Origin of the sequence: Agrococcus phoenicis (assembly GCF_047302415.1) — a bacterium.
Classification (GTDB): domain Bacteria; phylum Actinomycetota; class Actinomycetes; order Actinomycetales; family Microbacteriaceae; genus Agrococcus.
Genome location: NZ_CP154854.1, coordinates 2,754,468 through 2,775,593 on the forward strand (window position 1 = coordinate 2,754,468; position 21,126 = coordinate 2,775,593).

A 21,126-nucleotide genomic window follows, 5' to 3' on the forward strand; every position below is an offset into this window, starting at 1 on the left:
GCGAGGCCGCTCGTGCGAGCAGCGGGCTACTCGCGCGCTGGCCACTCCGTCATCGGCGGTGCGGGCCGCAGGCGACCCGTCTCGGGCACCGGCACCTCCCACGAGCGCGCGCTCGCCCTGAGGTCGCCGAAGTCCTCGAGCTTCACGCGGATGCGCGAGGGCGTCACCTCGACGACGCGCACCCGCACCTGCTCGCCGCCCTCGTCGAGCAGCCAGGGCTCATCGATCCACGCGATCGAGTGCGCGTCGAGCGCCTCCTCAGCGGCCAGCCAGTCGCCGGCCGCCGCGAGCGGTCGCCCGAAGAGGTCCATCGGTTGGAACGCGTCGCCGCGTGCGCGCACGAAGCCCACGACCTCGCCGTCGGCGCGGCGGTGCGGCATCCAGTCGTCGGGGATCACGCTCCCGACCCTACGGGACGACTGAGCGCGGCTTCCATGACGAGGCAATTGCTCTGCAGCAATGCGAATTCATCGGAGCGGGGGGATGGCCGTTGCGTCCGAAATGCACTCGCCGACATGCATTTGACCTCCTCTTCTTCCTGGCGCTTCTATGACCGATGCGCACCCAGGCGCGAGTTCGAGTCGACAGAAAAGGGACAGGGGTCTTCTGTGCACTGCTTCACCCGGGTCGCGGCGCTCGTCGCCGCGCTGCTGCTGGCGGTCGGCGCGCTGTTCGCCGCGCCGACCGTCGCGAGCGCCGCGCTGATCGAGAACGACGGCGAGTACGGCATCCTCGACCCGCGAGTCGACCGCGGCGAGTACGAGGACTGGATGCGCGTCGAGGTGCGCGCCGACTTCCGCGTGCCGGATGACGCGCAGCCGGGCGACACCCTGCAGCTGCAGCTGCCGGCTCCCCTCGACGCGCAGACCTTCGACGCGTTCTGGGTGACCGATCCGTCGGGCGCGCGGATCGCGCGCGCCGAGATCGACGCGGACCGGCTCGTCACCCTCACGCTCACGGACTTCGTGCTCGGGCGCGACGACGTCGAGGGCGACCTCCGCTTCTGGGTCGACTTCCGCGGCGACGTCGTGCCGCCCGGCCAGGAGCAGGTCGCCGTCGACATCTTCGGCACCGTCGTGCTCGTGAACGGCGACGTCGACGCACCGGGCGATGAAGCGCCCGGCAAGTACGGCTGGTTCCAGGGCGATCAGGCCGCAGCGACCGCGCAGCACCCGGATGGTTCGCTCGTCGACCCCGCCGGGCCCCACGTGGTCTGGGCGGTGCTGCTGCACTCGGGCGACTGGGCGCGCGTCGTGCTGCAGGACACCATGACGCCCGACCTCGTCCTCTGCGAGGGCGGGCAGGTCGCCGATGGGCTCGACTGGCGGCTCGAGGCCCGCGACTCGGCGGTCGGCACCGGCTGGGGCGACATCGAGGTGCCCGAGAGCGTGTCTGCCTCGCTGCAGTGCGACTCCGACAGCTCCTTCACCGTCGTGATCGAGAAGCCGACGTCGCTCACCGAGGTCCAGCTCCGCGTGGTGTACGAGTCGAGGTTCCGCACCGACGCGCAGGGCCGCCCGATCCACGGCGAGGGCGGGGAGATCGGATTCCCCGAGCGCTTCGTCAACCACGCGCAGAAGGTCTACGACCTGACCGAGGTCGAGGAGAGCCCCGCGTCGGTCATCGTGCTCGGCTCCGAGGGCAGCGGCACCGGCATCTCGGGCCCCGCGATCGACATCGAGAAGTACTCCGGTTCGTGGGAGGGCATCGTCTTCGAGGGCGGCGCGCCCGTCATGGGCGACGGTCCCGACCTCCAGCCGGCCGTGCTGCCGGCCGGCGACTTCGACGACGCGCCAGGAGCCGCGCTCGACCCCCGGGCTGCGACGCCCATCACGTTCACGATCACGAACACGGGCATCGAGCCGCTCGCACGCATCGTGGTCACGGACCGCGTCGTGACCGGCATCGCGATCGACGGATTCCAGTGCGATGCGACCGACCTGGGCGGCGCGCTCGTGCGTTCCGTGGACGGTGTCGTCGACATGGGCGAGCTCGTGCTGGCTCCTGGCGCAGCCTTCGACTGCAGGGGCTCGCTGCCGGCGCTCGGAGACGGCGCGGTGCACGCCGACCTCGCCACCGTGGCCGCGACCGGCGTGCAGACCGGGGCACCCGTCGACGACGAGGATCGGTGGCACGGCACGACGCCGGACGCCAGCCCGGAGCCGACCTCGGAGCCGAGTCCTGAGCCCACGCCGGAGCCGAGCCCCGAGCCGAGCGCGGATCCCACGCCGTCGCCGACCGCTCACCCGACGCCCGGCCATGGCACGGACCCCGGCCCGGGCGCGCACGAGCTGCCGCGCACGGGCGCGGAGCCTGCGCTCGTCGCGCCTGTCGCGGGCGTCGCGCTGCTGGTGGCGGGCGCGGTCCTGGTGCTCCGTCGCCGATCGGCGACCCTCGAGCACCACTGACGCTGGAGCGACGGGTGCGCCTCCCCGCGCACCCGTCGCACCGAGCCCAGCACGACCAGGACGAAATCTGCAATTTCGATCAGGGCGCATTGTGAGCATGCAACTGTTCCTGTGTAGTCACGAGTATGCATTGCATATATGCAATAGAGGCATTCCGAGAGAAAAGCAGTCACACTGTCGAATGCTGACCGGAAACGACCGTGCATCCACCGCTTCGTCCGTCGCAGCCCATCACCCGTCACGCAGTCGGCATGCGTCCGCCTGCAGCCATCCCGGAGAGCACGCACCGCATGCAACGCACGACAGCGACCGACGCGATGCCCTCCCGCGCGCGAGCGATCTGCGGTGCCTGCGCCGACGAGGGCTGCCGCGTCTGCCAGGCGCGGCTCGCTGCGAGCGAGCGCTCCGTCGCCGCGCGCATCTCATTCGACCCCCTGGAGGTGGAACGATGAAGAACATCCTCATCACCGGCGCCGGCGGCCCCGCGGGCCGAGCCCTCATCGCGCAGCTGCACGGCATGCGCATCGACGGCGAAGAGGTCGTGCTGATCGGCGCCGACACCGTGGCGATCGACGATCCGCGACTCAGCTTGAGCGCTCGCCTGCCCGCTGCGCTCGACCCCGCGTACACGCCGGCCCTGCAGCACCTCATCGGCGTCGTGCGCGCCGACCTGATCATCCCGACGGTGGCTGCGGAGCTCCCCGTCGTCGCGGCGCTCTGCGACCTCCTCGGCGCAGACCTCGGCCCGATGGCCGGCGCTGACGGCCAGTGGTCGAACGTGGCGCAGATCGCCCCGTGGGTGTCGCCGCCCTTCGCCGTCTCGCCGCCAGGCCCCACCGCGGTCGCCGCTGACGCGCTGCACACGATGTGGGCGCTCGACCGCGCGGGCGTGAGCGTGCCCGACTACGCGCCCGCAGAGCAGCTCGCGACCGCGAACGCCGCGCTCGAGCGCTTCCGGGGCCCCATCGTCGTGAAGCCGAGAGTCTCGCACGCCGGCCGCCGCGCGCAGGTGGTCGACTCGAGCGATCTGCTCGACTGGGCGTCGCTTCCCACCGGCACGATCGTGCAGTCGTTCGCGCCGGGCGCTGCGTACCGACCGCAGGCGTTCCGCTCCTGGGAGACGGGCAGGCTCGAGGTCGTGGTGCTCGAGATCGAGCTGCGCAAGGGTCGCATCGAGGACCCCAGCGGCATCCGGCGCTGCGCGCGCGGCGAGGTGCGCGATGTGGAGCACCTGGCTGCTCGCGCCGTCGAGGCGCTCGGCCTGCTCGGCCCGATCGACCTGGACATCCGGCGCACGGAGGACGGCACGCCCGTGGTGCTCGGGGTCGACGCCCGGTTCGGCGCGAGCTCCGGGGAGGCGCCCGAACTGGTGGGCCTCCTCATCGAGGAGGTGTTCGGGCGGCCGCGGCTCGTGGACGCGGGGCTCATCGAGCGCTCGTGGTAGGTGCCGGGGCGCCGACGCCGCCGGCGGCTCTCCACCTCCGGGTGGCCCACCGCGACGGCGACCGCGACGGCAACGGCGACGGGGACGGCCATGCGCGACGCCGAGCGCGCCACTCCACCGCGACGTATACTTCGCCGCACAGACCGAAGGGCACTGGATGCAGATGAAGGCTCCCCGAGCAGCGGAGGGGACCGAGCGCGCCACCGCGGCGCACCTCGAGACGCTGCTCCGCCGCGCGCGTCGGGGTGACAACCTCGCCGTCGGCGAGCTGCTGCAGGCCCTGCGCCCGCTCATGTTCCACGTCGCCCACCAGCGCGCGACACCCACGATGCCGGCGGACGACCTCGTCGCGACCGCGACGCTGCGGTTCATCGAGTCGCTCGCGAAGGGCGGCGGGCCGACGAGCAACCCCGGCGCCTACCTCACCACGTCCATCCGGAACCTGGCGATCGACCACGGGAAGCTGCGCGAGACGGCGAACGTCTCGCTCGACGCCTCGGTGGGGGAGCGTCGCCTCGAGTTCTCGCCGCAGGACCACCCCTCGGTGGAGCTGCTCATCGAGCGCTCCGCCGTGCGCGCGGCGTTCGCGCGGCTGAAGCCCGAGCAGCGCAAGGTGCTGCACGAGACGGCGGTCGACGGCCGCAAGCCGGCGGACATCGCCGGCGAGCGCGGGCAGAGCGCCAACACGATCTCGGCGAAGGCCTCGAGGGCGCGCGCCGCGCTGACGATCGAGCTGCGTGCGGTCATGCTCGCCCGCCTCGGCGCCGAGGGCTGCCTGCCGTTCCGCGAGGAGCTCTCCCGCGACGGTGCCGCCAAGACGCCCGAGGCGATCGCGCACCTCGAGGGCTGCCGCCGCTGCGCGCGGGCGCTCGAGAGCTTCAAGGCGATCCCGGCGGTGCTCGCGGCGCTGCCGCTCGTCGTCGCCGGGGGCGGAGCGATGGCGAATGCGACGGCCAAGGGCGCGGCTGCAGTCGCGGCCGGTACCGCGGCCGTCGGGGCCGCGCAGGCTGCGCCCGCCAAAGGGGTCTTCGCGGGCGAGGTGGGACGCACCACGGCACTGCTGCTCAGCAGCAGCGCGGTCGCCGCGGTCGCTGCCGGCGGCATCTGGCTCGCGCAGCGCGAGCCGGCAGTGGTGGAGAGCCCGATCGCGATGCAGGTCTCGACGACCGAGCGCGCCGGCACGACCGACATCGCGGTCGCCGTCGAGCCCAGGGCAGGGGCGGGCGGACCTGTCACCGTGACGGTAGAGCTGCCGGACTCCATGCAGGTGGCGAGCGCTCCCGCTGACTGGGCGTGCTCGCACGCGCCGGGGGGCAGCACCTGCGAGCTGCCGGCGGGCGCTGTCGCCGGTCAGCTCTCGGTGGAGACGCTGGACGGCAACCCGGCGTCCGGCGCCTACTCGGTGTCGGTGTCCGCCGCGTCCGATGCGCTCTCGGTGACCGGCACTGCGGATGGCTCGATCTCGGTGCAGTAGCGCCGCGCGGCCGCACCGCGCGGGTCGTTCGCGCGCCAGCGGCCAGCACCACGGGTGCCGCTTGAGCCGAGAGGTCGGGCTGCCGCCCGCGCGCAGGCGCCTCGGGGTATCTCGGGCCCGGCGATGCGGCGTGCCGGATTGCGTGCTGTCACGATTTCGCGCTGAGCCCGTCTTGCGGTTAGGCGCGAAGTTGCGCGCATCAGGAACGAGGTCGAGGACGGAATGCACGCAAGCAATGCATTGACAGGGCGATCATCGGTGCCCCGGGGCGCTGGAGCGCTCGTGCTGGCGCTCGTCCCTGCCGTCATGCTCGCCGCGCTCACTTTGCCCGACGCTGCCGCCGCCGCCCCGACAACCCGGCCCTACGCGCTCGACCTGCAGGCGCCCGGATCGGTGGGGGTGCGCGACGCCTTCGCCTACCAGGTGACCGTCGCATCCGACGCGAGCTCGGCCACCCCCCTCGACGACATCGCGCTCACCGCGCAGCTGGACGACGGGCTGCGCATCGACGCGGTGCCGGTGGGCGGCGCGTCGCCCGTCGCCTCGTACGCGGTGGACGACGCATCCGGCACCGTCGTCTTCACGCTGGAGCCGCTCGTCGAACAGCTGGCGACCTTCTCGTTCACCGTCGTCCAGACCGATCCCGCCGCGAACCACCCCGCCAGCGTGCTCGAGACGTCGCTCACGGGCACGCCGACGACCGGCCCTGCGCCCACCGATGTCGAGCGCACCGCCATCGACGGCTCGAACGACTACCGGGCCGACGCCTGGGCCTCGACCGTCGCAGGCAGCGACCAGCGCGCCGTCACCTACCGCTTCAACGTGCGCGAGGGCGACACCGCTGCGAGGAGCTTCACGACGTGGGCGCAGCGCCTCAGCGCGGCGCTGCCCGTGGGCGCCGAGGTGCTCGGCTCGTCGGCCGGCTGGCAGGTGACGCCCGACGCAGACGGCGGCGCGGCGGCGCAGTGGCAGCGCGACGGCACCTTCGGGCACCCGACTCCCTCGGTCGATCCCAGCGACCGCGCGATCTGGCTCACCGTCGACTACGCGCCCGCGTCGTTCCCTGCCGGCCAGTCGCCTCCGCTGCTCAGCGCAGCCCTGTCGACGATGGATGCCGCCGGCACCTGGCACGCCCAGGGCAGCGATGACGCACCAGCGCCAGCGCTCGGCGATGGTGAGGTCGAGCGCCTCTCGACCGTGCTCAACACCGGTGCTGAGACCTTGGCCTTCGAGCACGGCCGCTGGCACGAGCAGCTCTCCGCGATCACCTCCTACACGGGCGACGGGCTCGAGTCGCTGACGGTGACGGATGCGGCGATGCGGGACGCCGACCTCCAGCGATCGCCGCTCGCCGACCACCTCGACGTCTACCGCCTGCGCATCAACTTCTCGCCGGCGCTCGCGCGCGCCGCCGTGCCCTACGTGTTCGAGTACACGACGGATGCCGGCACGGGCTGGCAGCGCTGGGTGCCGAACGACGCCACGACGGCCACGGACGCGCGCATCTCGGTGCAGCCGGCGGGCTCCGAGGGCTGGCTCGAGAGCGGGTTCGACCAGGTGCTCGAGCTCGCCGAGGGCGAGCGGCTGACGGGCTGGCGCGTCACGGTCTCGCCCGACGCGTCGACCACCGTGCCGGGCGGCTCCGAGGTGCACGTGAAGGCCGATGTGGTCGCCAGCCTGCAGTCGTTCGTCTCGGGTGCGGTGCCGGGAGGCGCGCTCGAGGCGTCCGTCACCGCCGCGGGCACCACCGTCGCAGGCGAGGCCCTGAGCGACGACGACGCCGTGCGCGCGACGATCGCCGACCGCGTCACCCTCACGACCACCGTGGATGCGCCCGGCACGCTCGGCTCGGCGGCGAGCACCCCGATCGTCGCGACCGTCGTCAACACCGACCCGGCGGGCCGCTCGATCGCCGACGCCTTCGTGCGCGTCGTGCTGCCCCGCGGGGTCGAGTACGACGCTGCGACGGGGGTCAGCCGCGCTGCCGCCCAGACGGTGACCGGCCGCGCGGTGCCCGACATCGGCGAGGGAGTGCTCGTCGCGACCGAGATGCTCGGCGACCGCCAGGTGGTGGTGCTGCTGCTCGACGAGGTCGCCTCGGTGCGCGCTGCCGGTGAGGCCCGCCACCGCTTCGAGCTCCTGGACGGCTATCGCTACACGATCCCCGTCCTCGCGCGCCCCTCGGCGCTCGACGCTGGCGCCGCGGTCGAGTTCGAGGCGTGGGCCTCCACGACCGATCCTTCCCTCGCCGGCGTCCCGCTGGGGTTCTACGCGCCGCACCTGCGCGCCGACGTGCACGACTTCGACCCGACGCGCGAGACGATCGCGCACCTGTCGGACCGGAGCGTCGCGACCGCCGGCGGTGGGCTGGTGCTCGCCGCGCACGTCGGCGACGACGGAGCGTGGGTGAGGAGGGCGACGGTGGGGGCCGGCGAGCTCGCGCAGTGGCAGCTGCGGCTGCACAACCGCTTGCCGCGCGCGATCGACGACGTCGTGCTCTTCGACCGGCTGCCCGCGCGCGGCGACGGGCGCGGCAGCGCGTTCCCGCTGCGGCTCGCCGGCCCGATCGACGTTCCCGGCGGCGCCACCGTGGAGTACTCGCGCGACGCGACCTCGGCCGACACCGGCAGCTGGTCGGCCGATGCCGAGGGCGCGACCGCGTTCCGCGTCGAGCTCGGCTCGGTCGCCGCGGGAGCGACCGTCGACGTCGAGCTCGCCACACCGATGCCCTGGGATGAACTCGCCGGTGCGGTCGCGACGAACGATGCGACGGCGTCCGGCACCTATGCCGGAGCCGCGGCATCCTTCACGTCCACCCGTGCCAGTGTGACGCCGGTGGCCGAGCCCTCGCTGCGGGTCGAGAGCGCCATCGACGGGACGACCGCGCACGCCGCTCCCGGTCCGACCCTGCGCGCGGGCGACGTCGTGCGCTGGAGCCACGTGGTCACCAACACCGGCAACGCGCTGCTCGACGCCTTCGACGTCCGTGAGCGCTTCGTCGCCGGCGACGGCCGGCCGGGCGTGCGCCCCGCCTCGAGCACCGAGACGGGCCCGCTCGAGCCGGGGGAGTCGCGCCGCTTCGTCTCCAGCGCGACGATCGTCGAGGGTGCCTACGAGGGCATCGCGACCGCGCGCGCCACGGCGTTCGACCCGCAGGGTCAGCCGCTCGCGGTGCGCCCGAGCGAGGCGACGGATGCGTCGTGGTACTTCGGCGAGGCAGCCCCCAGCGCCGGCCAGCAGCCCGCGCCGCCGGATCCCGCGCGCCCGCCCGTCGTGGTCGATCCGGCTCCGAGCCCGCCGAGGATCCCCACCGGCCCGATCCCGTTCCCCGGCGACCGCACCCCCATCGGTGCCCCGGTGCCCGCCGAGCCGCCGGTGGCGGTGCCGCCAGCCGTCGTCGCGCCCGCGCCCGCGCCCGTCGCCGGCGGGTCGCCCGCCGAGCAGTCGCCCAGCGTGGAGTCGCCTGCCGCGCAGGCACCGACCGGGCAGGCACCGACGGCCGTCGCTGCCTCGATGCGATGGCGCTTCGTGGTGACGGCTGCCGCGGCGGACGGGCGCGACATCGTCGTCATCGACCCGGTGACCGGCCAGCCCATCTCGCTCGGCGCCCTCGGCGTCGGGGAGTCGGTCGAGGTGGCGTTCGGGGGTGGAGCGGTCGTCTGCGAGCGCGTCGGCGAGGGCGGGTCCGAGCACGTCGAGTGCGCTCCGGTCGGCGATCCGATCGAACCGGCGCCGGGCGCCGTCGACGCCCCGCAGGCCGCCGCCGACGCCGCCATGGCGCAGGCGCTGCTGCTGCCGCGCGTGCTCGCAGGCGTGGCCGCGCTGCTGCTGCTCCTCGGACTCGCGCTGCTGGCGCGCACGATCATCAGGAACCGCCGATTGGAGAGCACGACATGACCTTCGTCCTCAACCGCCCTGCGAGCACTGCCATCCCGCAGTCGCTCGAGGCCCGACGCCGTCAGCTGTCACCGATGGAAGGGACTCGCTCGATGCCCGATCCCAGGCTGGATCCGACCGACGCTGCCCGCGCTGCGCACGCCGGCGACCGACCGCCGTTCGCTCGCTGGCTGCGCGATCAGATGCGCGAGCAGGGGCTACGAGGCATCGACGTCGCGCGCGCCTCGAACGGCTCGATCGGGCAGTCGCAGGTCAGTCGCTGGCTCAACGGGCGCTCGCAGCCGAGCCTCGCCAGCAGCGCGGCCATCGCGAGCGCCCTGGGCGTGCCGCAGGCGGAGGTCGTCGAGGCGATCGGCGCGGAGCGCCAGCCGATCGAGGAGCCGCGCCAGCCCGTGCGACGCTCGGCGCAGCCGGTCAGGGTCGGCTTCGACGGCAGCCGATGGCGTCGAGACATCGGCGGCGAGCGCATGGTGGCCAAGCGCCTCACCGACCTGCTGGACGCCGGCGAGGCGCCTGCGCTCGACGAGGCGGGCAGCGATCCGCGGATCGCCGACGCCTGCGCCCGCTACCGCGAGGCGATGGATCAGATGGAAGCCGCGATGCGGGAGCGATCCTCGGCGCTGCGTGACCTGCTGCACGAGGGCATGGCGGTGCAGGATCTCGCCGCCCTGCTGGGTGTCACGCCCCGGGGCGTCGAGCAGCGCATCCGCGCCAACGGCCGTCGCCTGGACGATCGCGGTCGGCTGGGCTGACGGCGGTCGGCCGGCGCGGCGCTGCGCTAGGCCGCCGTCGCCTGCAGACCCTCGGAGAGCGCGTCGAACGAGCGCTCGAGCAGGCTCGCGAGGTCGGCCGCATCGCCGCCGGACACCGACCAGAGGCGGATGGAGCTCTTGAGGGCTGCGGTGGCCGCGCCGGCGATGAGCTGCGCCTGCAGGTCGGTCGCGGGGTCGCTGTCGGTGCGAGCGGCGATCATCGCGCGGATCGCGCCGTCGAACTGCTCCAGCTGCGCGAGCCGATGCGGCACGAGCGCGGGATACTGCTCGAGCATCGCCTCCTTGTCGCGCAGCAGCTGCAGCCTGCTCGCATCCCAGCTGCGCACCTCGTCCAGCAGCACCGCTGCCACAGAGCGCAGCGGGTGCTCCTCGGTCGGCCTCGACGCGAGACCGTCGAGCAGTGAGTCCGGCCCGGTGTCGAACGCCGCCAGCAGCGCCGCCTCCTTGGAGGGGAAGTAGTTCGAGACCGTCCTCGGGGAGACGAACGAGCGCTCGGCGATCTGCTCGATCGTGACGCCGGAGAGACCGCGCTCGGCGGTCAGGGTCAGGGCCGCGTCGGCGATCGTGCGGTAGGTCATCTGCTTCTTGCGAGCGCGAAGACCGCTCTGCGCCGAGGTCTGCTCGGAGGGTGCTGCTGGTGCGAACATCGATCTCACTCAGGTCATGCGGAGGCCGGCGGCGGCGCGGCCTGCGCAAGTCTGCGCGAACGTCGTTACATCGCGCAAATCGAGCGCGCGATGCTCGATCGTTGCTGAGCATGGCCCCGTGCGCCTGAGGAGAATCTGCGGTTCAGGCCGTCACGTTCTCCGCCGGTCGCCGTCAGGGCAGGCCGGCCATGTACCGGCCCCGTGCTCGCTAGACGTCGTCGCGCGGCGCCTCGACCTCCGACTCGACGGGCGCATCCTCGACCAGCTCGAAGACGCCCTCGAGGATCTCGTCGGGCCGGAACGGGTAGGTGTCGACGAGCGTCCGGCTCGAGATGCCCGTCATCACGAGCACCGTGTGGAGGCCGGCCTCCATGCCCGCGATGATGTCAGTGTCCATGCGGTCGCCGATCATGCCGGTGACCTCGCTGTGGGCGCCGATCTTGTTGAGCGCCGAGCGGAACATCATCGGGTTCGGCTTCCCCACGATGTAGGGCGTGCGGCCGGTCGCCGTCGTGATCAGGGCGTTGATGGCGCCGGTGGCGGGCAGGATGCCGTCGGCGCTCGGCCCCGTCGCGTCTGGGTTGGTAGAGATGAAGCGGGCGCCGCCGGCGATCAGCCGGATCGCCTTGGTGATCGCCTCGAAGGAATAGGAGCGCGTCTCGCCGATGACCACGAAGTCCGGATCCGAATCCGTCATCGTGAAGCCGATCTCGTGCAGCGCCGTGATGATGCCGGCCTCGCCGATCACGTAGGCAGAGCCTCCCGGTGCCTGATCGTGCAGGAAGTCGGCGGTGGCGAGCGCGCTCGTCCAGATGCGCTGCTCCGGCACGTCGAGGCCGGATGCGCGCAGCCGCGCTGCGAGGTCGCGGGGTGTGAAGATCGAGTTGTTCGTGAGCACGAGGAACTCGGTGCCCGCATCCTGCCACTGCCGCAGCAGCTCCTTGGCGCCCGGGAGCGGGCTGTTCTCGTGGACGAGCACGCCGTCCATGTCGGTGAGCCAGCATTCGATGTCCGCGCGCGTTCGCATGCTCTGAGGCTACGGCGTCGGGGTTGCGCGCGCGTGACCGAAGTGTGACGCGCGATCGCACGCGCAGCGCGGTGCGGCGCCCCTAGCCTGGAGGCATGCAGCCACCGGTGACCGGCCCCGACGCCGACGAGCCCCAGCTGGCCGTCGGCGTCGGGCCGTTCCCGGGCGAGTGGCCGAGCGAGGAGCGCTACGACCCCGAGCTGCTCGAGCACGGCGATCGCCGCAACGTCGTCGACCGCTACCGCTACTGGCGGCACGAGGCGATCGTCGCCGACCTCGACGCGCGGCGCCACGCCTTCCACGTGGCGATCGAGAACTGGCAGCACGACCTCAACATCGGGTCGATCGTGCGCACCGCCAACGCCTTCGGCGCATCCGCCGTGCACATCATCGGCAAGCGCCGCTGGAACCGCAGGGGCGCGATGGTCACCGACCGCTACCAGCACGTGCTCCACCACGAGACGACGGATGCGTTCACCGCGTGGGCGCGCGAGGCGGGCCTCGTGGTCGTGGCCGTCGACAACACGGAGGGCAGCGTGCCCGTCGATGCTGCGCCGCTGCCCGAGCGCTGCGTGCTGCTCTTCGGGCAGGAGGGGCCGGGCCTGACGGACGCGGCGATCGCGGCGGCGGATGCGCACGTGGCGATCCGCCAGTTCGGCTCGACCCGCTCGATCAACGCCGCGGCGGCCGCCGCCATCGTCATGCACGAGTGGATCCGCGCCCACGCCCCCGCCGCCCCTCCCGCCGGCTGAGCACCCCCGCCCCCGCCCCTCTCCGCCCCCCTCGGCGCACAACGCGAGCCCCACGGCCCGACCTCGGGGCGAACGCTGCTGCTGGCACGCGCAGACCGCTGTTCCTGGTCGCCGGGCTTGCGTTGTGCGCACGGGCCGTCGGAGGGCGCGGCGGCGCGCCGCTACTCGGGGGCTGGCTCCGGCTGGCACCTCGGGCACCACTGCACCTGCCGCAGCATCCCGTCCTCGAGGCCGAGCTGCGCATCCCGGATGCGCGTGCCGCAGCGGCGGCACGGCTGCCCGCCGCGGCCGTAGACCCACGTGCGACGACCGCTGCGCGTGTCGCCAGTGAAGGTGCGCTCGGTGCGTTCCTTGTTGGCCACCATCAGCCGCCGCCCGAGCGCGACCAGCCGCTCGACGTCGACCTCGCCGATCGGCGTCGCGGGATGCACGCCGCGCAGGAAGCACAGCTCGCCCCGGTAGACGTTGCCGAGCCCGGCCACGGCGTGCTGATCCAGCAGCGCGACGCCCACCGGCGCGCCGGTCGCCCGCAGCCTGCGCGCGGCCTCCGCCGCCATCGCGTCGTCCCAGCCCTCGTCGAGCAGATCGGGGCCGAGGTAGGCGAGCGCCTCGAGATCGCCCGCGCGCGGCAGCAGCTCAAGCACCGGCAGGCTCGAGCCGACGATCTCGTGCTGCTCGGTGGCGAGCACGACGCGGATGGTGTGGGTCGCGACGGGCGCGCGGCGACCCGGCTCGAGCACGTGCCAGAGGCCGTCCATGCCCGCGTGCGAGTGGATGGTGAAGCGCTCGCCGCGCATGAGCAGGTGCTTCCCGACAGCCCTGACCTCCTCGATGCGCTCGCCCGCGAGGTCGACGGTGGCGAGCGACGGCACCCGGAAGTCGCTCCGCAGCAGCTCGTGCCCGGCCATGGCGGCGCCCAGCCGCACTGCGGCGCGGAAGATCGTGTCGCCCTCGGGCATCAGCCGACGCTCCCCGGGACCCGTGCCCCGGGCCGGGGCGTGCGGCCCGTCATGGCCCGATCCGGTAGCCGCGGGGCGTGCGGCGCAGGCCGGCCCGCTCGAACACCGGCGTCAGCTCGGCCTCGAGCGACGAGTGCCCGTCGACCTGCTCGAGCACCCGTCGGCGCCCGCCGAGCCGCGCGACCGCGTCAGCCAGGCTCTCGAGCGCGCGCACGAGCAGCTCGTCGTCCTCGACGAAGGTCAGCAGCGACTTGCCGCCGCGCTCGAGGTGCAGCACCGGCCGCCCGGCCGCGATCGTCGTCAGGGAACCGACCCGCCGCGTCGGCCGCTGGTCGCCGCGCGCCTCGGGCCACGGCAGCGCCGCCCCGAAGGGGTTCGCGGGGTCGACCGCCGCGACGGTGGCGATCGCGTCGCTGGGTCCGCTCGACTGCCTGGCGCGCAGGGCGTCCACCACCGGCGCGTCCGCGAACTGGGCGGCGCCCAGCCCGTCGACGAAGTAGCCGCGGCGGGTGTGCCCGGCCTCCTCGAAGGCCTTCAGCACCTGGTAGACGCCGTGGAACCCGCCCGGCACGTCCTCGGCGACGACGCTCCCGCGCGTCACGACGCCGTAGCGGGCCAGCAGGGCATCGGCGGTGGCGGCAGCGAGCTCGGTCGGCGCGCCCGCCGGCCTCGACGCGAGCAGCCAGCGCCCGGCGAGCAGCGGCATCGCGTCGGTGCGCGACGGCCGCGCGAGGCCGATGCGACGGCGGCTCGCCGGCGCGGATCGCCTGCTCGGCGTCGGCGCGGAGCGCGCCCGCACGCCCAGCAGGTGGGCGCGCATCGGCGCGATGGTGTCGTTCGTGACGCGACCGGCCCAGACCAGCGGCCACAGCACATCCGCGAGCCGAGCGGGATCGAGCGCGACCATGTCGCCCAGCTGCCGGGCGAAGAGCGCGCCGCCCTCGCCGAGCGCGGCGAGGATCGCCGCCGCCTCCGGGTCGTCGTGCTCGAGGTCGCGCCGCTGCGCGACGGTGTCTGCCGCGCGCAGCACGATGCGGCCGTCCTTCCCGGCGAGCGCACCGGCTCCGACCCAGGTGATCAGGCCGCTCGCCGTGAGCTCGTCGAGCATCGCGGGGCGGTAGCCCTGCACGCGCGAGGGCAGGATGAGCGTCTCGAGCGCGCTGAGCGGCAGCGGCAGCCCGTCGAGGCCGTCGAGCGCCTCGAGCAGGCCGTCGACGCCGGTCAGCGGCCTGGTGACGTGCTGGTGGGCGAGCAGGTGATCGGCGAAGACCGCGTGGTCCACCGGCTCGACGTCGCTGCGCAGCGCCTGCAGACTGCGGCGCTTGAGCTTCGTCAGCACCTGCGCGTCGATCCACTCCTCGCCCGAGCCGCCCGGGCGGTAGGCGCCGGAGAGCACCCGCCCCTGCGCTTCGAGGGCGCGCAGCGCCGAGCGCGCCACCGCCGGCGCGAGCCCCAAGCGCGTGCCGACATCGTCGACGGTGAAGGGCCCGTGGGTCCTGGCGTGCCGGGCGACCACGTCGCCGATCGGGTCGAGCACGGTGTCGAGCAGCGCCGACGGCACGCCGGGCGGCGGGGGCACGCCGAGCGCATCGCGCAGCCGGGCGACGTCCTCGATCGCGGCGATCCGCTCCTCGTCGGCGACGCGCACCCGCACCGCGCGCCGGGCATCGACGAGCGAGGCGGCGATCGCGGCTGCGCCGTCGTGATCGAGCGGCGCGTCGTCGGCGCCCTCGATGCGGGCGGCCAGCTCGTCGACCGTCAGCGGCCCCAGCAGGCGCAGCAGGTCGGCGGCGCCCTCGACGCCGCGGGCGCGACGATCCGGCGCGAGCCGCTGCAGCTCCAGCTCGATCCGATCGACGATGAGCGGGTCGAGCAGCTCGCGCAGCGCCGTCGTGCCGAGCACCTCGGCGAGGAGCGTCGGATCGAGCGTGAGCGCCGCGGCCCGTCGCTCGGCGAGCGGGGCATCGCCCTCGTAGAGGAAGGCGCCGACGTAGCCGAAGAGCAGGTGGTGGGCGAAGGGCGAGGGGCTCGGCGTCTCGACCTCGACGACGCGGATGTCGCCGTGCTGCAGCCGCTCGGCGATGGAGCGCAGCGCCGGGAGGTCGTAGGCATCCTGCAGCACCTCGCGCAGCGCCTCGAGCACGATCGGGAAGTCGGGGTAGCGCTTCGCGACGTCGAGCAGCTGCGCGGCGCGCTGGCGCTGCTGCCAGAGCGGCGCGCGCCGGGCGGGGTCGCGCTTGGGCAGCAGCAGGGCGCGCGCGGCGCACTCGCGGAACCTGCTCGCGAACAGCGCGGTGCCTCCCGCCTCGGTCTCGACGATGCGCTCGAGCTCCTCGGGCTCGAAGCGGATGAGGTCGGCGCCGGGCGGGTCCGCGTCGGAGTCGGGGATGCGGATGACGATGCCGTCGTCGGAGGCCATCGCGGCGGCGCCCATGTCCTTGTCCTCGCGCAGCCGCCGGTCGATGGCGAGCGCCCAGGGCGCGTGCACGCGCCGGCCGAAGGGGGAGTGGACGATGAGGCGCCAGTCGCCGAGCTCGTCGCGCGAGCGCTCGACGACCAGCTGCTGATCGGTGGGCACGGCCCCCGTGGCGGTCAGCTGATCGCGCACGTAGGCCTCGAGGTTGCGCCGGGCCCGCTCGTCGGAGTGCGGGAGGTCGACGCCCTTCCCGTTGCCGAGCCCGGCCGCGAGCGCGGCCGTCGCGCGGCCGATCGAGGCGCCGAGGTCGGCGGGCCGGCCCTCGTTGTCCCCGTGCCAGAAGGGCAGCTTGCCCACCTCGCCGAAGGCGGGCACGACGAGCACGCGGTCGTGGGTGATGTCGACCACGCGCCAGCTGGTGGCTCCGAGCGCGAAGACGTCGCCGTTGCGCGTCTCGTAGACCATCTCCTCGTCGAGCTCGCCGACCCGGGCGCCGGGCTTGCCCTCCTGGCCGGAGAGGAAGACGCCGAACAGCCCGCGGTCGGGGATCGTGCCGCCGCTCGAGACCGCGATGCGCTGCGCGCTCGGGCGCCCGGCGATGGTGCCGGCGTCCCGATCCCAGATGACGCGGGGCCGCAGCTCGGCGAACTCGTCGCTCGGGTAGACGCCGGCGACGAGGTCGAGGGTGGCGTCGAACGCGCCGCGGGAGAGCTGCGCGAAGGGCGCGGCGCGTCGCACCGTCTGGAACCAGTCGTCGACGACCAGCTCGTCCATCGCCGCCGCCGCGACGGTCTGCTGGGCGAGCACGTCGAGGGGATGCCTGGGCATCCGGATCGGCTCGAGCTCGCCGCGCGCCATGCGATCGGCGACCACTGTCGCGTGCAGCAGGTCGGCGCGGTGCTTCGGGATGATGACGCCGCGCGATGCGTCGCCGACCGAGTGGCCGGCGCGACCCACGCGCTGCAGGCCGCTCGCGGTGCTCGGCGGCGCCTCGACCTGCACGACCAGGTCGACCTCGCCCATGTCGATGCCGAGCTCCAGGCTCGAGGTCGCGACCACGCAGCGCAGCCGGCCCGACTTCAGCTGGTCCTCGATCTCGGCGCGCTGCTCCTTCGACACCGAGCCGTGGTGCGTGCGCGCCAGCGGCGGCGCCTCGGCATCGTCGCTGCCCGCCGCGTCCCGCGCCGCGGCGCGCTCCGCGAGGCGCAGGCGGATGTGCTCCGACACGTCGCGCAGGATCACGCGGCCGCCGCTGTCGCTGCTGCTGCCGGAGGCGCTCGCGTCACGAGACCCCTCCAGCGCATCCAACCGCTCCTGATCGAGCTCGTTGAGGCGCGCCGTGAGCCGCTCGGCCGCCCGCCTCGCGTTCACGAACACGATGGTCGAGCGATGCCGATCGACGAGCTCGAGCAGCTCGCGCTCGATGTGCGGCCAGATCGACGGCTGCTCGGGCTTCGTCGACCCGAACGCGCTGCCGGTCGGCGCGGCCTCCTCGCGCGCGGGCCCGCGCAGGTCGGTCATGTCGTCGACCGGCACGGTGATCGTCAGCTCGATGCGCTTCTCGCTCGGCGGCGCCACCACGGTCACGGGCGCCGGCCCGCCGAGGAACGCCGCGACCTCCTCCGCCGGCCGCACCGTGGCCGACAGCCCGATGCGCTGGGCAGGGCGCGGCAGCTGCGCGTCGAGCCGCTCGAGGCTGAGGGCCAGGTGCGAGCCGCGCTTCGTGGGGACGACCGCGTGCACCTCGTCCACGATGACCGTCTCGACCGTGCGCAGCGTCTCCCGCGCCTTGCTCGTCAGCAGCAGGAACAGCGATTCGGGGGTCGTGATGAGGATGTCCGGCGGGTGCTTCGCCTGCGCGCGCCGCTCCTCCTGGGGCGTGTCGCCGGTGCGCAGCCCGATCCTGATCTGCGGCGGCTCGGCTCCGTCGGCGCGGCCGCGGGCGGCGATCCCGGCGAGCGGCGCTCGCAGGTTGCGGTCGACGTCGACGGCGAGCGCCTTGAGCGGCGACACGTACAGCACGCGCACGCCGGGCTCGCGCTCCGCGTGCGGCTGCGCATCCTCGCGCTGCAGCTTGTCCAGGGACCAGAGGAACGCCGCGAGGGTCTTGCCGGAGCCCGTCGGCGCCACCACGAGCGTGTGCTCGCCTCGCGAGATCGCTGCCCACGCCTGGGCCTGCGCGGTCGTCGGGGCAGGGAAGGCTCCCGCGAACCACGCTCGGGTCGCGGGGGAGAACTGCTCGAGCGCGTCGCTCACCCGCTCAGTACAGCACAGCAGACTTGGGGGACAGCCGGTGGAGAATGGTGCGATGCCTGCGACCCCGCCCCCGACCGTGACCATCGAGGGCGGCGACGGCGCGCGGGTGCTGCTGCAGGCGCTCGGTGCGCTGCCCGAGACGGTGGAGGATGCGCTCGTCGCGGCCCCCGCGATCGCCGCGGCCGTGCCCCTCCCGGCCGGCGGGCGCACCGCAGCGCGGCTCGAGGCGCTCGCGTCCCTCGGTGCGCACGACCTCGAGGTCGCGCGGGCGATCGAGCCGCATCTCGATGCGATGGCGATCCTGTCCGAGGCGGCGCTCCCGCCCGGCGCCGGCGCCTACGGCGTCTTCGCCGCAGAGGGGCCTGGCGCCCGACTCGAGCTGCGCGCGGGACGGCTGGTGGGGGAGAAGCCGTGGTGCTCGCTCGCGGATCGGCTCGACCGCGCGCTCGTCTCCGCCTGGTCGGGCGAGCAGCGCGTGCTCGTCGATGTCGACCTGCGCCGCCCGGGCGTCGAGGTGGCGACGGATGCCTGGCACGCCCGCGGCCTCGCAGGCATCCCGTCCGGCCCGGTGCGCTTCGACGGCGTCGCGGCAGACCCGGTCGGCGAGGCCGGCTGGTACCTGCGCCGCCCCGGCTTCGCGTGGGGCGGCGTCGGCGTCGCGGCCTGCTGGCACGGCGGTGCCGTCTCGGTCGCGCGACGGCTGCTGCGCGCGACGGCGGATGCGCCGCTGCGTTTGGCGCACCTGGGTGCGATCGACGAGGCGCTCACCGCCTCGCGCCTCGCGCTCGCGGACGCCGCCCGGCGCATCGACGCGGGCGACGCCTCCGTGGAGTCCGCCACCCTCGCCCTGCGCACGCGCGGCATCGTCGCCCGCGCGGTGGACGAGGTGATCGAGCGCGTCGGCCGAGCGCTCGGACCCGCGCCGCTCGCGCTCGAGGCAGCGCACGCTCGCCGCGTCGCCGACCTGCAGCTCTACGTGCGCCAGCACCACGCCGAGCGCGACCAGGCCTCCCTCGGTGCCGCGATGGCCGCGCGAGCGGCGGCAGGCGCCCCGTCGTGGTGAGCGCTCCCCGCTTCGAGGGCGCCGATGAGGGCACGCCGCACGAGGCCTGGCTCGCGAGCTCGGCGCTGCGCGATGCGCCGGTGCTCGGCCGTGCTCCGAGCGCGCTGCTCGTCGTCGCCGCGCATCCCGACGACGAGGTGCTCGGCGCCTTCGGCTCGATCCACGCGGCCGCGAGGCGCGGCACCCCCGTCACCGTGGTGGTCGCGAGCGACGGGGAGGGCTCGCACGTCGGCTCGCCCACGCTGTCGCCGGCGATGCTGGCCGAGCGGCGTCGCGCCGAGCAGGAGGCGGCGCTCGCGGGCACGGGTGCGCGCATCATCCGGCTCGGGCTGCCCGACGGGGCGCTGCGGCACCACCGCCGCGAGCTGGTGGCGGCGGTCGGACCGCTCATCCGGGCGCTGCCGGGCGATGCGCGCGTCATCGCGCCCTGGGCGCTCGACGGGCACCCCGATCACGAGGCCGTCGGCGACGCGGTGGCCGCACTCGCGCGCGAGGCTCGCCGCGAGTGCGCCTGGGCACCGATCTGGGCGTGGCTCTGGGGCGAGCCCGGCCTGCTCGACGGCGGCTCCCTGCGCCGCGTGCCGCTGGACGCGGATGCCCGCCGGGCGAAGGCGCGCGCGATCGCCGCGCACCGCTCGCAGGTCGCTGCGCTGTCGCCGCATCCCGCCGATCGCGCGGTGCTCACGCCGTCGATGCTCGCGCGCTTCTCCGGCGACGAGTGGCTGCTGCTCGCGCCGCCCGCTCGGCCGATGCCCTTCGACGAGCGCTACGCCCTCGAGGGCGATCCGTGGGCGACCCGCACCACCTGGTACGAGCGTCGCAAGCGCGCGCTCGTGCTCGCCGCCCTGCCCGAGCAGCGCTACCGGCTGGCGGTCGAGGTGGGCTGCGGCACCGCGATGCTCACGGCCGAGCTCGCCTCGCGCTGCGACGCCGCGCTCGGCGTCGACGCCTCGGTGCCGGCGCTCGACGAGGCGCGGCGAACGCTCGCCGAGCACGCGAACGCCTGGGCCGAGCATCGCGCCATCGACGACGGCCTCCCGCGAGCCGACGTCGACCTGCTCGTGCTCAGCGAGATCGGCTCCTACGTCGAGGCCGATGCGCTCCGCGGGATCCTGCACGAGGCGCGCGACGCGGGTGCGCAGGTCGTGCTGTGCCACTGGCGCGGCGATGGCGAGGATCTGCGCGCCTCCGCCGAGCAGGTGCATGCGCTCGCGGCCGGCACCCGGGGGATGCGCCGCGTCGTCGAGCACCGGGATCAGGACTTCCTGCTCGATGTGCTGGTGCCGGCATGAGCGCAGCCGACGGCAGCCGGATGCCGATCGCCCAGCTGCTCGTGGTCGTGCCTGCCCGCGACGAGGCGGCGAGCGTCGGCGCGTGCGTCGAGAGCGTCACCGCAGCGCTCGCGCGGCTCGCTGCGCGCTCCCCGCACGTGCAGGCGCGCCTGCTGGTCGTCGCGGACGCCTGCATCGACGACACGGCGAGGGTCGCGCGCCGCGCGGGTGCGGAGGTGCTCGAGATCGAGGCCGCATCGGTGGGCGCGGCCCGGCGCGCGGGCATCGCGGAGGGCCTCGCTGCACGCCGGGCGGCCGGCACGCTCGCGACGACCTGGGTGGCGACCACCGACGGCGACAGCGTGGTGCCAGCCTCGTGGCTGCTCGACCACCTGGCTGCGGCGGACGACGGATGCGATCTGCACGTCGGGCGCGTGGTGCCGGATGGCCCGCTGCCCGCGCCCATCCTCGCGGCGTGGCACGCTGCGCACGAGCGGCTCCCGCCCGGCGCCTCGGTGCACGGCGCCAACCTCGGGGTGCGCGCCTCGGCGCTCGAGGCCGTGGGCGGGATCGCGCCGATGCGCCTGCACGAGGACGTCGACGTGGTCGCGCGGCTGCGCGCATCCGGTGCGGTCGTCGACGACCGGCTGCGGCCGCCCGTGCGCACCTCGGCGCGCCTGCGCGGCCGAGTGGAGGGCGGCTTCGCCTCCTACCTCGCGGCGCTCAGCGCCTCCTAGTC

General features: G+C 74.4%; 14 protein-coding genes. 9 read left to right on the top strand and 5 right to left on the bottom strand.

Annotated elements, in window-relative coordinates:
- Positions 1–26: 26 nt before the first annotated feature.
- Entirely contained in the window at positions 27–398 is a 372-nt protein-coding gene (locus tag AA0Z99_RS13295) for a hypothetical protein (RefSeq protein ID WP_413318133.1), read from the bottom strand.
- Positions 399–608: 210 nt separating this feature from the next.
- Here AA0Z99_RS13295 and AA0Z99_RS13300 point away from each other — a divergent pair, with 210 nt between their 5' ends.
- From AA0Z99_RS13300 to AA0Z99_RS13320, 5 genes are all read left to right on the top strand, one after another.
- Positions 609–2,408, top strand: a complete 1,800-nt coding sequence (locus AA0Z99_RS13300) for an Ig-like domain-containing protein (RefSeq protein WP_413318136.1) — start codon at positions 609–611, stop codon at positions 2,406–2,408.
- A 448-nt stretch (positions 2,409–2,856) separates the two neighbouring features.
- Entirely contained in the window at positions 2,857–3,852 is a 996-nt protein-coding gene (locus AA0Z99_RS13305) for an ATP-grasp domain-containing protein (RefSeq protein ID WP_413318138.1), read from the top strand.
- A gap of 163 nt (positions 3,853–4,015) precedes the next feature.
- Positions 4,016–5,326, top strand: a complete 1,311-nt coding sequence (locus AA0Z99_RS13310) for a sigma-70 family RNA polymerase sigma factor (protein ID WP_413318140.1) — start codon at positions 4,016–4,018, stop codon at positions 5,324–5,326.
- Positions 5,327–5,584: 258 nt separating this feature from the next.
- Entirely contained in the window at positions 5,585–9,223 is a 3,639-nt protein-coding gene (locus AA0Z99_RS13315; RefSeq protein WP_413318142.1) for a hypothetical protein, read from the top strand.
- 92 nt (positions 9,224–9,315) lie between these two features.
- Positions 9,316–9,975, top strand: coding sequence for a helix-turn-helix domain-containing protein (locus AA0Z99_RS13320; protein WP_413318144.1), 660 nt, complete (start codon positions 9,316–9,318; stop codon positions 9,973–9,975).
- Between the two features lie 26 nt (positions 9,976–10,001).
- On the opposite strand, the gene AA0Z99_RS13325 is transcribed toward AA0Z99_RS13320, so the two are convergent.
- Positions 10,002–10,574 (bottom strand): TetR/AcrR family transcriptional regulator, encoded by a 573-nt coding sequence (locus tag AA0Z99_RS13325; RefSeq protein ID WP_413318146.1) that lies wholly within the window; start codon positions 10,572–10,574, stop codon positions 10,002–10,004.
- 277 nt (positions 10,575–10,851) lie between these two features.
- On the bottom strand, positions 10,852–11,670 hold the full coding sequence (locus AA0Z99_RS13330; protein ID WP_413318148.1) for an HAD-IIA family hydrolase: 819 nt from the start codon (positions 11,668–11,670) through the stop codon (positions 10,852–10,854).
- Between the two features lie 95 nt (positions 11,671–11,765).
- On the opposite strand from AA0Z99_RS13330, the gene AA0Z99_RS13335 reads away from it, so the two are divergent.
- Positions 11,766–12,422: a TrmH family RNA methyltransferase gene (locus AA0Z99_RS13335; RefSeq protein WP_413318150.1), complete on the top strand. Its 657-nt coding sequence runs from the start codon at positions 11,766–11,768 to the stop codon at positions 12,420–12,422.
- 161 nt (positions 12,423–12,583) lie between these two features.
- On the opposite strand, the gene AA0Z99_RS13340 is transcribed toward AA0Z99_RS13335, so the two are convergent.
- Positions 12,584–13,381, bottom strand: a complete 798-nt coding sequence (locus AA0Z99_RS13340; protein WP_413318152.1) for a DNA-formamidopyrimidine glycosylase family protein — start codon at positions 13,379–13,381, stop codon at positions 12,584–12,586.
- A gap of 49 nt (positions 13,382–13,430) precedes the next feature.
- Positions 13,431–18,053: an ATP-dependent helicase gene (locus AA0Z99_RS13345; protein WP_413318154.1), complete on the bottom strand. Its 4,623-nt coding sequence runs from the start codon at positions 18,051–18,053 to the stop codon at positions 13,431–13,433.
- A gap of 52 nt (positions 18,054–18,105) precedes the next feature.
- Between AA0Z99_RS13345 and AA0Z99_RS13350 the strand changes: the two genes are divergently transcribed.
- The 3 genes from AA0Z99_RS13350 to AA0Z99_RS13360 are packed head-to-tail and all read left to right on the top strand — an operon-like array spanning position 18,106 to position 21,124.
- Complete coding sequence (locus AA0Z99_RS13350; protein ID WP_413318156.1) at positions 18,106–19,116, top strand: acyl-CoA dehydrogenase; 1,011 nt, start codon at positions 18,106–18,108, stop codon at positions 19,114–19,116.
- Complete coding sequence (locus AA0Z99_RS13355; RefSeq protein ID WP_413318158.1) at positions 19,110–20,408, top strand: PIG-L family deacetylase; 1,299 nt, start codon at positions 19,110–19,112, stop codon at positions 20,406–20,408. The genes AA0Z99_RS13350 and AA0Z99_RS13355 overlap by 7 nt, the downstream gene beginning before the upstream one ends.
- Positions 20,405–21,124, top strand: a complete 720-nt coding sequence (locus AA0Z99_RS13360) for a glycosyltransferase (RefSeq protein ID WP_413318160.1) — start codon at positions 20,405–20,407, stop codon at positions 21,122–21,124. Before AA0Z99_RS13355 ends, AA0Z99_RS13360 begins: the two co-directional genes overlap by 4 nt.
- Positions 21,125–21,126 lie beyond the last annotated feature (2 nt).

Excerpts from the sequence above, each read along its gene's own strand:
- AA0Z99_RS13320 (WP_413318144.1), top strand. The coding sequence starts at position 9,316 with ATGCCCGATCCCAGGCTGGATCCGACCGACGCTGCCCGCGCTGCGCAC.
- AA0Z99_RS13305 (WP_413318138.1), top strand. The coding sequence starts at position 2,857 with ATGAAGAACATCCTCATCACCGGCGCCGGCGGCCCCGCGGGCCGAGCC.
- AA0Z99_RS13310 (WP_413318140.1), top strand. The coding sequence starts at position 4,016 with ATGAAGGCTCCCCGAGCAGCGGAGGGGACCGAGCGCGCCACCGCGGCG.
- AA0Z99_RS13330 (WP_413318148.1), bottom strand. The coding sequence starts at position 11,670 with ATGCGAACGCGCGCGGACATCGAATGCTGGCTCACCGACATGGACGGC.
- AA0Z99_RS13335 (WP_413318150.1), top strand. The coding sequence starts at position 11,766 with ATGCAGCCACCGGTGACCGGCCCCGACGCCGACGAGCCCCAGCTGGCC.
- AA0Z99_RS13350 (WP_413318156.1), top strand. The coding sequence starts at position 18,106 with ATGCCTGCGACCCCGCCCCCGACCGTGACCATCGAGGGCGGCGACGGC.
- AA0Z99_RS13360 (WP_413318160.1), top strand. The coding sequence starts at position 20,405 with ATGAGCGCAGCCGACGGCAGCCGGATGCCGATCGCCCAGCTGCTCGTG.
- AA0Z99_RS13340 (WP_413318152.1), bottom strand. The coding sequence starts at position 13,381 with ATGCCCGAGGGCGACACGATCTTCCGCGCCGCAGTGCGGCTGGGCGCC.
- AA0Z99_RS13325 (WP_413318146.1), bottom strand. The coding sequence starts at position 10,574 with ATGACCTACCGCACGATCGCCGACGCGGCCCTGACCCTGACCGCCGAG.